Below are 12,153 nucleotides of genomic sequence, written 5' to 3'. Positions count from 1 at the left end.
CCCCGGCCCCGGCCCCGGCCCCGGCCCCGGCCGTCAGGTCAGCGCGTGCGCCGGGTGACGAACTCCGCGAGCGCCAGCATGTCCCCCGCCGCCGCCGGGTCCGGCACCGCCTGGGCCAGATGCTCGACGGCACGGCCCATCCGCTCGGCGGCCTGGTCCTGCGCCCAGTCGCGCCCGCCGGCCCGCTCGACCGCTTCCGCCGCCGCCCGTACCGCCGCGGCGTCGAGGACCGGACGGGCGTACAGCTCGGCCAGTTCGTCCCCCGCCCGTGTTCCCGAGGCGAGCGCCGCCACGACGGGAAGCGACTTCTTGTGGGCGACCAGGTCGGCCCCGGCCGGCTTGCCCGTACGGTCCGGGTCGCCCCAGATCCCGATGAGGTCGTCGATCAGCTGGAAGGCGAGGCCCGCCTCCCGGCCGAAGGCGTCCATCGCCGCGACCTCCTCGTCCCCCGCGCCCGCGTAGAGCGCGCCGATGGCGCAGGAGGCGCCGAGCAGCGCGCCGGTCTTGGCCGTGGCCATGGCCAGGCACTCGTCGAGGGAGACCTCGCGCGGCGCGCGCTGCTCGAAGGCGCAGTCCGCCTGCTGCCCCGCGCAGAGCTCGATGATGCAGGCGGCGAGCCGCGCGGAGGCCGCCATCGAGGCGGGGTGCGGGTCCTCGGCGAGCATCCGCAGGGCGAGCGCGCTCATCGCGTCGCCGGCGATCAGCGCGTCCGGGATGCCGAAGACGGTCCAGGCGGTGGGCCGGTGCCGTCGGGTCACGTCCTCGTCGACGATGTCGTCGTGGAGCAGGGTGAAGTTGTGCGCGAGCTCCACGGCGGCCGCGGCCTTCACGGCCTGCGCCTCCTCGGCGCCGAGCGCGCGGGCCGCCGCGAGGACCAGTGCGGGCCGGATGGCCTTGCCCGGCTGCTCCGTGGCCGGTGTGCCGTCGGCGTGCTCCCAGCCGAAGTGGTACATCGCGACCCGCCGTATCGAACCGGGCAGGGTCTCGACGGTCGAGCGCAGTTGGGGATGGACGGCCGTCCGCGTCCGGTCCAGGAGCCGCACGGCCCCCTGACCGTCGGTGACGGCATCCCCGCCGGCAATGGTCACGGTCACTTCCTTCGTATCCTCCGTGGCGATGCTGCGCGGCGACGAGCCGGGAACGCCCGGGGGCGGGAGGGTTCGGTCCCCGCCCCCGGGCGTCGTCGGCTCAGCGCCAGCGGCTGACCTCGACGTTCTCCAGGACACCCAGCGCGTCCGGGACGAGGATCGCCGCCGTGTAGTAGGCCGTGACCAGGTAGGAGATGATCGCCTGCTCGTCGATGCCCATGAACCGGACTGAGAGGCTGGGCTCGATCTCGTCGGGGATGCCGGTCTGGTGCAGACCGATCACGCCCTGGTCGGCCTCACCGGTGCGCATGCAGATGATCGAGGTGGTCCGGGCGTCCGAGACCGGGATCTTGTTGCACGGGTAGATCGGCACTCCGCGCCAGGTCGGGATGCGGTTGCCGTTGATGTCGATCGTCTCGGGCACCAGACCGCGCTTGTTGAGCTCGCGGCCGAAGGCGGCGATGGCGCGCGGGTGGGCGAGGAACAGCTTGGATCCCCGGCGGCGGGAGAGCAGCTCGTCCATGTCGTCGGGGCTGGGGGCGCCGTCGTGCGGCTGGAGCCGCTGCCCGTAGTCGCAGTTGGCGAGGAGGCCGAACTCCTTGTTGTTGACCAGCTCGTACTCCTGTCGCTCGCGGAGCGCCTCGACCGTGAGCCGCAACTGCTGTTCGGTCTGGTTCATCGGCTGGTTGTAGAGGTCGGCGACGCGGCTGTGGACCTTCAGCACGGTCTGGGCGACGCTCAGCTCGTACTCGCGGGGCGAGGCGTCGTAGTCGACGTACGTGTGCGGGACGACGGCCTCGCCGACGTGGCCCGCGGAGAGGTCGATCTCGGCCTCGCCGTAGTGGTTGGTCCGCTGGTGGGGCAGGGCGGCCACGCTCGCGAGGTGGGCGGCGAGCGAGCCGGCCCGCTCCGCGAGGTTCCGCACGTCGTCCCGGGTGAGCTCCAGGACCGTACAGGCGGTGGCGGCGCGGGCGGACCACTCCCAGGCGGCCTCCGGGTCGACGAGGGCGTCGTCGCCGAAGTAGGCGCCGTCCGCGAGGACTCCGAGGACGGCCTCGTCTCCGTACGGCCCCTCGCCGATCTGCTCGATCCTGCCGTGCGCGAGGAGGTGGACCCGGTCGCTCGGCTCGCCCGCGACGGCGATCACCTCGCCCGCCGCGTACTCCCGCTGGCGGCAGCGGGACGCGAGCTCGGTCAGGGCCTCCTCGTCCTCGTAGCCGCGCAGGACGGGGAGTTCGCCGAGTTCGGCGGGGATGACCGCGACGCGCTCTCCGGTCTGGACGAAGGTGACCCGGCCGTCACCCACGGAGTAGCTGAGCCTCCGGTTCACCCGGTACGTGCCGCCCTGCACCTGGACCCAGGGCAGCGCCCGCAACAGCCACCGTGAGGTGATCTCCTGCATCTGCGGCGCCGACTTGGTGGTCGTGGCGAGGTTCCGCGCGGCGGCGGTGCCGAGACTCTGCTGCGGCGCCTGCTGCTCCGCGACGCGGACCTCGTCGCCAACCGAACCAACGGACATGGAACTCCCTCTCGTATGACTGAGTTGCGAGACGAAGCCTTTCAGCACGGAGCGTGTCGGCGCCATTACACATTCGAGTGGGACTGTTCGACGATCTTCGGGGCATGTCCCGTTTTTTCCATCCGAACAGCGGAGCCCCACCCGCCCCACGGGGAGCTGTCCGGATCGGCTCGAACACGGTCCGAACGGATGGCAACGGAGTGGCGGACTCCGATACTCCGGAACCTCGGCACTCCGGAACCTCCGGTACTTCGGTGCTCCGGAGGCCCACCCGTCCTTCGAAGGGAGTCGGTCATGTCCACCCCCATGTCCGCGAGCAGGTTCCTCGACGCGCTGCGCGACGAGGGCCTCGCGGTCGTCCAGGTCGGCGAATGGTCCACCCACAACCGCAACCACAAGGGCCCCTGGGGCCCCGTGCACGGCGTGATGATCCACCACACCGTGACCCGCGGCACCGCGAACACCGTCCGGATCTGCCGCGACGGCTACGCGGCCCTGCCCGGGCCGCTCTGTCACGGCGTGATCGCCAAGAACGGCACGGTCCACCTGGTCGGCTACGGCCGCGCCAACCACGCGGGGCTCGGCGACGACGAGGTCCTCAGGGCGGTCATCGCCGAACGCGGCCTGCCGCCGGACGACGAGGCCACCACCGACGGCAACCGGCACTTCTACGGCTTCGAGTGCGAGAACCTCGGCGACGGCGAGGACCCGTGGCCGAAGGTCCAGCTGGAGGCCATCGCGAAGGCGGCGGCCGCGGTGTGCCGGGTGCACGGCTGGACGCACCGCTCCGTCATCGGGCACCTGGAGTGGCAGCCGGGGAAGGTGGACCCGCGCGGCTTCACGATGGCGTCCATGCGCCAGCGGATCGCCGACCAGCTGCGCTGAACGTACGGAAGGCACGGACAATGGCCCGGTGAACGCGTTCGACCTCTCCCGCCTGCGGCCCCGGCTCCCCTCGCCCCTGGAGCCGGTGGAGGACGAGCGCTTCACCCGGCGCGGGCTCACGCTGCTCCTCAAGCGCGAGGACCTCATCCACCCCGACCTGCCGGGCAACAAGTGGCGCAAGCTCGCGCTCAACCTGGGCGCGGCGGGCGGGCGTCCCGTGCTCACCTTCGGCGGCGCGTACTCCAACCACCTGCGCGCGGTGGCGGCCGCCGGCCGGCTGCTCGGCTTCCCCACGGTCGGGATCGTGCGCGGCGACGAGCTGGCGGGGCGGCCGCTCAACCCCTCGCTCGCGCGGTGCGCGGCGGACGGGATGCGGCTCGAGTTCGTGGACCGGGCCACGTACCGCGCGAAGAACGACCCGGCCACGCGCGCGATGCTGCTGGAGCGGGCACCCGCGGGCGCGTACGTGGTTCCGGAGGGCGGCAGCAACGCGCTCGCCGTCCAGGGGTGCGTGGAGCTGGGGCGCGAGCTCGCCGGGGCGGCGGACACGGTCGCCGTCGCCTGTGGCACGGGCGGCACCCTCGCGGGTCTCGCGGCCGGCCTCTCCCAGGGGCAGCGGGCGCTGGGCGTCCCGGTCCTCAAGGGCGGTTTCCTCGGCGGGGAGGTACGTGCCTTCCAGGAGGCGGCGTTCGGCGGGCCGCGCGGCGACTGGACGCTGGACGAGCGTTTCCACGGCGGCGGGTACGCGCGCGTGTCCCCCGCGCTCGACGCGTTCGCACGCGACTTCGAGGCGCGGCACGGACTCGCCATCGAGCGGCTGTATGTGGCCAAAATGCTGCTCGGCCTCACGACCCTGGCGGAGGAGGGCGCGTTCCCGGCGGGTACCCGGCTCGTGGCGGTGGTGACGGGCGCCCCGGACGAGGCACAGCCCGCCGGCGGCGCTCAGTCGGCGGCCTCCTCGCGGTAGGCGGCGGCCTCCTCCAGGTCGAGCCGGCGGAGCAGGGTCCGCATCATCTCGTCGTCGATCCGCCGTGCGTCGCGCAGTTGCACGAAGACCTCGCGCTCGGCGTCGATCATCTCGCGCGAAAGACGCCGGTAGGTGTCGTCCGCGGTCTCCCCGGTGATCTCGTTGACGGCGCCGAGCCGTTCCCAGACCGCGTTGCGGCGCCGTTCGAGGACCGTGCGGAGCCGGTCGGCGAGGGGCTTCGGCAGGGCGTTGCGCTCGTCGGCGAGGAGCTCGTCGAGGCGTTCCTCGGCGGCCCGTGAGGCCTCGCTCTGGGCCTGCGCCTCGGCCAGGGTCTCCGCGTACCGGTCCCGTCCGGGGAGCTTCAGGAGCCGGATGAGGGGCGGCAGGGTGAGGCCCTGCACCACCAGGGTGCCGATGACGGTGGTGAAGGTGAGGAAGAGGACGAGGTTGCGGGCGGGGAACTCCACCCCGTCGGTGACCACGGGGATGGAGAAGGCGATGGCGAGCGAGACCACCCCGCGCATGCCGGCCCAGCCGACGACGAGCGGGGCCTTCCAGTCCACCCCCGGTTCCCGTTCCCGGACGCGGGCGGAGAACCGGGGCAGGAAGGTCGCCGGATAGACCCAGACGAACCGGACCACGACCACCGCGATGAAGACCCCGACCGCGTACCAGATCGCCTCGCCGATCCCGTACTGCCCGAGTCCCTGGACGACGTACGGCAGCTGAAGGCCGATCAGGGCGAAGACGGCGGACTCCAGGACGAAGGCGACCATCTTCCAGACGGCCTCCTCCTGGAGGCGGGTCGCGAAGTCGACCTGCCAGGCGCGGTGGCCCAGGAAGAGGCCGACCACGACGACGGCGAGGACTCCGGAGGCGCCGACCTCCTCGGCCGCCGCGTAGGCGACGAAGGGGATGAGGAGGGAGAGCGTGTTCTGCAGGAGCGAGTCGCCGAGGCCCCGGCGCAGCCAGTGGATCGGGACCATGAGGACCAGGCCGACACCGATGCCGCCGAGGGCCGCGAGCGCGAACTCCCCCAGGCCGCCGGCCCAGCTGATGCCCTCGCCGACGGCCGCCGCGAGGGCGACCTTGTACGCGGTGATGGCGGTGGCGTCGTTCACCAGGGACTCGCCCTGGAGGATGGTGGTGATCCGGTTCGGCAGACCGAGCTTGCGGGCGATGGCGGTGGCGGCGACCGCGTCCGGCGGGGCGACCACCGCGCCGAGCACGAGGGCGGCGGTGAGCGGCAGATCGGGGACGAGGACGTACGCGAGCCAGCCCACGGCCACGGTGGCGAAGAGGACGTACCCGACGGAGAGCAGCGCGACGGGCCGGATGTTGGCCCGCAGGTCGAGGTACGAGGAGTCGACGGCCGCCGTGTAGAGGAGCGGGGGAAGGATCAGCGGCAGCACGATGTGCGGGTCGAGGGTGTAGTCCGGCACCCCGGGGAGGTACGAGGCGGCGAGACCGACGGCGACCAGGAGGAGGGGCGCCGGCACCGGGGTCCTGCGGGCGAGCCCCGCGATCGCGGCGCTCGCCGCCACCAGTGCCACCAGCTGCAGTGCGTCCATGCCCGTCCCCGTCCCGTGCCGCAACGTAACCTGGCCATCATGAGCGAGTGCCCGCACGTTGCCGAAATGCCGCGCCCCGAACCGGCGCCGCTGGCCGACACCTGCCCCGAGTGCCTGGCGGACGGCACGCATCCGGTCCAGCTGCGGCTCTGTCTGGCCTGCGGGCACGTGGGCTGCTGCGACTCCTCGGCGGGGCAGCACGCGACGGGGCACTTCTCCACGACGGGGCACCCGGTGATGCGGACCTTCGAGCCGGGCGAGGCCTGGCGCTGGTGCTTCGTGGACGGTTCGATCGTCTGAAACGTCCGAGTCGTCGGCCGAGCGGATTTTCCGACCGTCCGCGGATTCGGCCGTTGGACGATTCGCCTGCCCCGCGGTTGGGTACGTCACCCCTCCGCGCGTCGCTCGCTTTCGGCCTCCGCAGACCCCTGCCCACCGTCCGCACCCATGGGCCTACCATGGGTGACGACCGGTGACCGGGGGCAGGTGGGGGCAGGGGTTCACGGCGACACGGCGGGACGGATCGCGATAGCGTCACGGCGGACTGCGCAGCCCCCTGCGTACCGCCCGGTTCGGGGGCCTCTCCCCCCGAGCCCCGAATGAGCTTGTGCCACCTTGGAGGTGAGGGTGTCCCAGATCGCAGGCGAGCCCGGGACCCAGGACTTCGTGGAAGTCCGGCTGCCCGCTGCGGGTGCCTATCTGTCCGTGCTGCGTACGGCCACGGCCGGTCTCGCGGCGCGCTTGGACTTCACCCTCGACGAGATCGAGGACTTGCGGATCGCGGTCGACGAGGCCTGCGCCATCCTGCTCCAGCAGGCCGTGCCGGGATCCGTCCTCAGCTGTGTCTTCCGGCTGGTCGACGACTCCCTCGACGTGACCGTCTCCGCTCCGACGACCGACGGCCGGGCGCCCGAGCGGGACACCTTCGCCTGGACGGTGCTGTCGGCACTGGCCGGGAAGGTGGAATCGTCGGTGGCCGACGACCGTACGGTCTCGATCAGCCTGTACAAACAGCGCGGCGCGGGGCCAGGCCCGGCGTGAGGCGCGGGGACGCGACGGCCGGCATCCCTGAGCAGCAGGCACGGCCGTATGAGGTCGCTACGGAGCAGGCGGACCAGATGAGCGAGCACGAGCAGCACCACGAGGTTCCCGAGGCGCCAGGCGTCTCCGAGGCCCCCCGGGGCCCCGCGAGTGCGGAGGGCTCCTCCGAGACCCAGGGGACTCCCGAGCCCCCTGGGGAGCCTCGGCCGGAGGCGGCCGAGGCCGCCGTGAAGGCGGAGGCTGTGGAAGCGACGGCCGGCGTGGAGGCGAAGGCCGAGGCGGAGAAGCCGGAGGACGGTGACGAGCCCGACGACGTCCCCGACCTCCCCGTCACCCGGGACCCGCACGACCGGAGCGGCGCCCGCGCGCTCTTCGTCACGCTGCGTGAGCTTCCGGAGGGCTCCTCGGAGAAGGCCGAGCTGCGCAACCAGCTGGTGCGGATGCACCTGCCACTGGTCGAGCACCTGGCCCGGCGCTTCCGCAACCGGGGCGAGCCGCTGGACGACCTGACGCAGGTGGCGACCATCGGCCTGATCAAGTCGGTGGACCGGTTCGACCCGGAGCGCGGCGTCGAGTTCTCGACGTACGCGACCCCCACGGTCGTCGGTGAGATCAAGCGCCACTTCCGTGACAAGGGGTGGGCGGTCCGGGTGCCGCGCCGGCTCCAGGAGCTGCGGCTCTCGCTGACCACGGCGACGGCGGAGCTCTCCCAGCAGCACGGCCGCTCGCCGACCGTGCACGAGCTGGCGGAGCGGCTGGGAATCTCGGAGGAGGAGGTCCTGGAGGGGCTGGAGTCGGCGAACGCCTACTCGACGCTCTCCCTGGACGTCCCCGACACCGACGACGAGTCGCCGGCGGTGGCGGACACGCTCGGCGCGGAGGACGAGGCCCTTGAGGGGGTCGAGTACCGCGAGTCGCTCAAGCCGCTGCTCGAGGACCTGCCGCCCCGGGAGAAGCGGATCCTGCTGCTTCGCTTCTTCGGGAACATGACCCAGTCGCAGATCGCGCAGGAGGTGGGCATCTCGCAGATGCACGTGTCCCGGCTGCTGGCACGGACCCTGGCACAGCTGCGGGAGAAGCTTCTGGTCGAGGAGTAGGACCGACGGGCCCTACTGAGGGTCCTGACCGGGGCGCCGGATGCCGAGCGCCTCGGTCGTGGCCGGGTTCACCAGGAGGACGAGCCCGGTGACGGCCAGGACGCCGAGGACGACGCCGGCCGGGATCATCGCGCTGTTCGCCTGGAGCATCTGCCAGGCGACCGGCAGGGCCAGGATCTGGGTGATGACGGCCGGCCCACGGCTCCAGGAGCGGCACAGCCACAGCCCGCGGGCGGCGGCGAGCGGGATGAGTCCGAGTGCGACAAGCGTCACGGCGCCCGTCACGGCGCCGGTGATGTCCTCGGACGTCCCGGTCAGCGCGTTCACCAGCATGTAGACACCCCCGGCGACGAGGCCGAGGGCCTCGATACCGGCCACGGCCGCCGCGGCGGCGAGACGGGCGGGGCGGGGGGGCTGCTCCGTACTGCTCATAGAGGGCAGGGTAGCGGGGGCTCGGCGGGCCGGCCGAAGCCGGGCGAGGACGTCCAGGGATCGGGCTGGACTGGGCCCGGTACCGCCGGGTAGGTACCCTGGCGCTCATGCGCGCACTTCTCGTGGTCAATCCGGCAGCCACCACCACCAGTGCCCGCACCCGTGACGTGCTCATCCACGCGCTCGCGAGCGAGATGAAGCTGGAGGCGGTCACCACCGAGTACCGCGGGCACGCGCGGGACCTGGGCCGACGGGCCGCGGACTCCGGCACCATCGACCTCGTCGTTGCCCTGGGCGGCGACGGCACGGTGAACGAGGTCGTCAACGGACTGCTGCACGGCGGGCCCGATCCCGAGCGGCTTCCGGGCCTCGCGGTCGTCCCCGGCGGATCGACGAACGTGTTCGCCCGTGCCCTCGGGCTGCCGAACGACGCCGTGGAGGCGACCGGCGCCCTGCTCGACGCGTTGCGTGAGCGGCGGGCACGCACGGTGAGCCTCGGTCTCGCCTCGGGAACGCCGGGCACGGAGGACGAATCCGTCCCTTCCCGCTGGTTCACCTTCTGCGCCGGTCTCGGTTTCGACGCGAGCGTCATCGGCCGGGTCGAACAACAGCGGGAGCGCGGGAAGAGATCCACGCACGCCCTCTATCTGCGCCAGGTGGTACGCCAGTTCCTCGAGGAACCGAACCGCCGGCACGGCACGATCACCCTGGAGCGCCCCGGCGCCGAGCCGGTCGAGGACCTCGTCCTCTCCATAATCTGCAACACCTCCCCCTGGACCTACCTGGGCAATCGTCCGGTGTACGCGTCCCCGGAGGCCTCCTTCGAAACAGCGCTCGACGTGCTCGGACTGCGCCGTCTCTCCACCCCGGCGGTGGCCCGCTATGCCACCCAGCTGCTCACCTCGACCCCGGAACGTGGGCCACGCGGCAAGCACGCCACAACCCTGCACGACCTGACCGACTTCACCTTGCATTCGAAGGTCCCCCTCCCCCTGCAGATGGACGGAGACCACCTGGGACTGCGTACGAGCGTGACGTTCACAGGCGTACGCCGTGCACTGCGTGTGATTGTGTGAGTGGAAGGGCCCAAAGTCCTTTCACTCGAACGTTTAGGCGCGCATCCACCCCTTAGAAGTACGGCTGTGACCTAGCCGACACCGAGGAATCAAAAAAAACTTTCCGGAAGGGGTTGTATCCGATGCCGAGGTTTGCGAGTCTCTTCTTGGCGATCGGGACGGCCCGCAACACCGGCCTCCACTGAGAGCCAGAACCCCTCCTCAGTCTTAGGACCACACCAGTTCATCTGGCAGTCGGCCCTTCCCTTGCGGGGGGATTCGTGAAAGCGTTCACATTCACAAGCAGTCATACCAAGAGAGGTAGCAGCCATGGACTGGCGTCACAACGCCGTTTGTCGTGAGGAAGACCCGGAGCTGTTCTTCCCCATCGGCAACACCGGTCCTGCGCTGCTGCAGATCGAGGAAGCCAAGGCCGTCTGCCGCCGCTGCCCCGTCATGGAGCAGTGCCTGCAGTGGGCGCTCGAGTCCGGCCAGGACTCCGGCGTCTGGGGTGGCCTCAGCGAGGACGAGCGCCGCGCGATGAAGCGCCGTGCCGCTCGCAACCGGGCGCGTAACGCCAGCGCCTGACGCCCACCGACAGCCTGAGGCCGGCGGCGCATACATCGCGTATGCAATCACCGCCCTTGAGCCGCAGCGCGCAGCAGTAACCCACAGCATTCGAGCCCCGGACCGACTCCTTCGGTCCGGGGCTCGCTGCTGTGCGCTCCCCCGTTTCCGGAGGAGCGCCGACCCGACGACCTACTTCTGCGGCTGTACGGGGATGTCGAGGACCACCTTCGTACCGCGCTCGGCGCCCGGCAACATGTCGAAGGATCCGCCCAACTCCCCTTCCACCAGGGTCCGTACGATCTGCAGACCGAGGTTGCCGGCCCGCTGCGGGTCGAAGCCTTCGGGCAGACCGCAGCCGTCGTCCTGGATCGTGATCAGGAGTCGGGCGTCGGGCCTGGGCTCGCCACGTACGGCGGTGACCTCGACGGCGCCCTCGTCGCCCGGGGCGAACGCGTGCTCCAGGGCGTTCTGGAGAATCTCGGTGAGGACCATGGAGAGCGGTGTCGCGACCTCGGCATCGAGAATGCCGAAGCGGCCGTTGCGCCGGCAGGTCACCTTGCCCGGGGAGATCTCGGCGACCATCGCGATCACGCGGTCGGCGATCTCGTCGAACTCCACCCGCTCGTCCAGGTTCTGGGACAGCGTCTCATGGACGATCGCGATCGAACCGACGCGCCGCACGGCCTCGTTGAGGGCCTCACGGCCGCGGTCCGAGTCCATCCGGCGGGCCTGGAGGCGCAACAGGGCGGCCACCGTCTGGAGGTTGTTCTTCACCCGGTGGTGGATCTCCCGGATGGTGGCGTCCTTGGTGATCAACTCGCGCTCGCGGCGGCGCAGTTCGGTGACGTCCCGGAGCAGGACGAGCGAACCGATGCGGGTGCCCTTGGGCTTGAGCGGGATCGCCCGGAGCTGGATCACACCGCCGTTGCCCTCGACCTCGAACTCGCGCGGCGCGTAACCGGAGGCCAGCGTGACCAGGGCCTCGTCCACCGGTCCTCGGGAGGGGGCGAGTTCGGCGGTGATCTGGCCGAGGTGCTGGCCGACGAGGTCGGCGGCGAGGCCGAGCCGGTGGTACGCGGAGAGGGCGTTGGGCGAGGCGTACTGGACGATGCCCTCGGCGTCCAGGCGGACGAGTCCGTCGCCGGCGCGGGGCGAGGAGTCCATGTCGACCTGCTCGCCGGGGAAGGGGAAGCTCCCGGCGGCGATCATCTGGGCGAGGTCGGAGGCCGACTGGAGGTAGGTGAGCTCCAGTCGGGAGGGGGTGCGGACGGTCAGCAGGTTGGTGTTGCGGGCGATGACGCCGAGGACCCGGCCCTCGCGGCGGACGGGGATCGACTCGACCCGTACCGGGACCTCCTCGCGCCACTCCGGGTCGCCCTCGCGGACGATCCTGCCCTCGTCGAGCGCGGCGTCGAGCAGCGGGCGGCGACCGCGCGGCACGAGGTGGCCGATCATGTCGTCCTGGTAGGAGGTGGGGCCGGTGTTCGGCCGCATCTGGGCGACGGAGACGTACCGCGTGCCGTCGAGGGTCGGGACCCAGAGGACGAGGTCGGCGAAGGAGAGGTCGGAGAGCAGCTGCCACTCCGACACCAGCAGGTGGAGCCACTCGAGGTCCGAGTCGCTCAGGGCGGTGTGCTGGCGCACGAGGTCGTTCATGGAGGGCACGGTGCGAGCGTACCCGCGGAATAAAGGGGCGGTGAACCTGGATCTCCGGGGCTGCGTGCTGGAGGATGGGCCAGGAAGGACCGCGTTCCTGTGGATGGACAGACGAGAATGGTCTAGTCCACAATGAATGCAATAGACCTCCATCCTCCCCGCACAGGAGGATGGAACGAGGTACCCGACGCTCTCTGCCCTGACTGCGTCGAGACCTCCCACACGGCCGAGGGACCGCACACCCCCGGCCGGAGCAAAACTCCGGGCTGCGG

At 71.4% G+C, this 12,153-nt stretch carries 12 protein-coding genes; 7 read left to right on the top strand and 5 right to left on the bottom strand.

The annotated features are described in order from the left end of the window. Positions 1–38 precede the first annotated feature (38 nt). Positions 39–1,094 (bottom strand): family 2 encapsulin nanocompartment cargo protein polyprenyl transferase, encoded by a 1,056-nt coding sequence (locus OG462_RS29055; protein WP_406062054.1) that lies wholly within the window; start codon positions 1,092–1,094, stop codon positions 39–41. Positions 1,095–1,188: 94 nt separating this feature from the next. After that, complete coding sequence (locus OG462_RS29050) at positions 1,189–2,607, bottom strand: family 2B encapsulin nanocompartment shell protein (RefSeq protein ID WP_406062053.1); 1,419 nt, start codon at positions 2,605–2,607, stop codon at positions 1,189–1,191. 294 nt (positions 2,608–2,901) lie between these two features. Between OG462_RS29050 and OG462_RS29045 the strand changes: the two genes are divergently transcribed. Beyond that, a complete protein-coding gene (locus tag OG462_RS29045) occupies positions 2,902–3,492 on the top strand; it encodes an N-acetylmuramoyl-L-alanine amidase (protein WP_406062051.1) in 591 nt (196 codons plus the stop codon). 28 nt (positions 3,493–3,520) lie between these two features. Next, positions 3,521–4,459 (top strand): 1-aminocyclopropane-1-carboxylate deaminase/D-cysteine desulfhydrase, encoded by a 939-nt coding sequence (locus OG462_RS29040; protein ID WP_406062049.1) that lies wholly within the window; start codon positions 3,521–3,523, stop codon positions 4,457–4,459. Here OG462_RS29040 and OG462_RS29035 read toward each other — a convergent pair. Next, positions 4,435–6,030, bottom strand: a complete 1,596-nt coding sequence (locus tag OG462_RS29035; RefSeq protein WP_406062047.1) for a Na+/H+ antiporter — start codon at positions 6,028–6,030, stop codon at positions 4,435–4,437. The two genes, OG462_RS29040 and OG462_RS29035, sit on opposite strands and share 25 nt — an antisense overlap. A gap of 39 nt (positions 6,031–6,069) precedes the next feature. On the opposite strand from OG462_RS29035, the gene OG462_RS29030 reads away from it, so the two are divergent. The 3 genes from OG462_RS29030 (at position 6,070) to OG462_RS29020 (ending at position 8,168) form a co-directional block, all read left to right on the top strand. Continuing rightward, positions 6,070–6,330, top strand: coding sequence for a UBP-type zinc finger domain-containing protein (locus tag OG462_RS29030; RefSeq protein ID WP_056567228.1), 261 nt, complete (start codon positions 6,070–6,072; stop codon positions 6,328–6,330). 327 nt (positions 6,331–6,657) lie between these two features. Beyond that, complete coding sequence (locus tag OG462_RS29025; RefSeq protein WP_019889334.1) at positions 6,658–7,071, top strand: anti-sigma regulatory factor; 414 nt, start codon at positions 6,658–6,660, stop codon at positions 7,069–7,071. 77 nt (positions 7,072–7,148) lie between these two features. Beyond that, a complete protein-coding gene (locus tag OG462_RS29020) occupies positions 7,149–8,168 on the top strand; it encodes an RNA polymerase sigma factor SigF (RefSeq protein ID WP_406062044.1) in 1,020 nt (339 codons plus the stop codon). 12 nt (positions 8,169–8,180) lie between these two features. Here OG462_RS29020 and OG462_RS29015 read toward each other — a convergent pair whose 3' ends face one another. Further along, positions 8,181–8,600 (bottom strand): hypothetical protein, encoded by a 420-nt coding sequence (locus OG462_RS29015; protein WP_406062042.1) that lies wholly within the window; start codon positions 8,598–8,600, stop codon positions 8,181–8,183. Positions 8,601–8,707: 107 nt separating this feature from the next. On the opposite strand from OG462_RS29015, the gene OG462_RS29010 reads away from it, so the two are divergent. Together OG462_RS29010 and OG462_RS29005 are read left to right on the top strand one after the other, a co-directional pair. Further along, on the top strand, positions 8,708–9,676 hold the full coding sequence (locus tag OG462_RS29010) for a diacylglycerol/lipid kinase family protein (RefSeq protein WP_406062040.1): 969 nt from the start codon (positions 8,708–8,710) through the stop codon (positions 9,674–9,676). Positions 9,677–9,985: 309 nt separating this feature from the next. Continuing rightward, the gene (locus tag OG462_RS29005) at positions 9,986–10,243 is read left to right on the top strand and encodes a WhiB family transcriptional regulator (RefSeq protein ID WP_003953983.1); all 258 of its coding nucleotides are present in this window, start codon (positions 9,986–9,988) and stop codon (positions 10,241–10,243) included. 171 nt (positions 10,244–10,414) lie between these two features. Here OG462_RS29005 and OG462_RS29000 read toward each other — a convergent pair whose 3' ends face one another. Beyond that, positions 10,415–11,881 (bottom strand): sensor histidine kinase, encoded by a 1,467-nt coding sequence (locus OG462_RS29000; protein WP_406062038.1) that lies wholly within the window; start codon positions 11,879–11,881, stop codon positions 10,415–10,417. Between the last annotated feature and the right edge of the window lie 272 nt (positions 11,882–12,153).

The organism is Streptomyces sp. NBC_01077 (assembly GCF_045162855.1).
Classification (GTDB): Bacteria; Actinomycetota; Actinomycetes; order Streptomycetales; family Streptomycetaceae; genus Streptomyces.
Note: the sequence above shows the minus strand (reverse complement) of the source record. Positions and strands in the feature narration are given on the sequence as shown.

Excerpts from the sequence above, each read along its gene's own strand:
- OG462_RS29005 (WP_003953983.1), top strand. The coding sequence starts at position 9,986 with ATGGACTGGCGTCACAACGCCGTTTGTCGTGAGGAAGACCCGGAGCTG.
- OG462_RS29050 (WP_406062053.1), bottom strand. The coding sequence starts at position 2,607 with ATGTCCGTTGGTTCGGTTGGCGACGAGGTCCGCGTCGCGGAGCAGCAG.
- OG462_RS29010 (WP_406062040.1), top strand. The coding sequence starts at position 8,708 with ATGCGCGCACTTCTCGTGGTCAATCCGGCAGCCACCACCACCAGTGCC.
- OG462_RS29000 (WP_406062038.1), bottom strand. The coding sequence starts at position 11,881 with ATGAACGACCTCGTGCGCCAGCACACCGCCCTGAGCGACTCGGACCTC.
- OG462_RS29035 (WP_406062047.1), bottom strand. The coding sequence starts at position 6,030 with ATGGACGCACTGCAGCTGGTGGCACTGGTGGCGGCGAGCGCCGCGATC.
- OG462_RS29020 (WP_406062044.1), top strand. The coding sequence starts at position 7,149 with ATGAGCGAGCACGAGCAGCACCACGAGGTTCCCGAGGCGCCAGGCGTC.
- OG462_RS29030 (WP_056567228.1), top strand. The coding sequence starts at position 6,070 with ATGAGCGAGTGCCCGCACGTTGCCGAAATGCCGCGCCCCGAACCGGCG.
- OG462_RS29045 (WP_406062051.1), top strand. The coding sequence starts at position 2,902 with ATGTCCACCCCCATGTCCGCGAGCAGGTTCCTCGACGCGCTGCGCGAC.
- OG462_RS29015 (WP_406062042.1), bottom strand. The coding sequence starts at position 8,600 with ATGAGCAGTACGGAGCAGCCCCCCCGCCCCGCCCGTCTCGCCGCCGCG.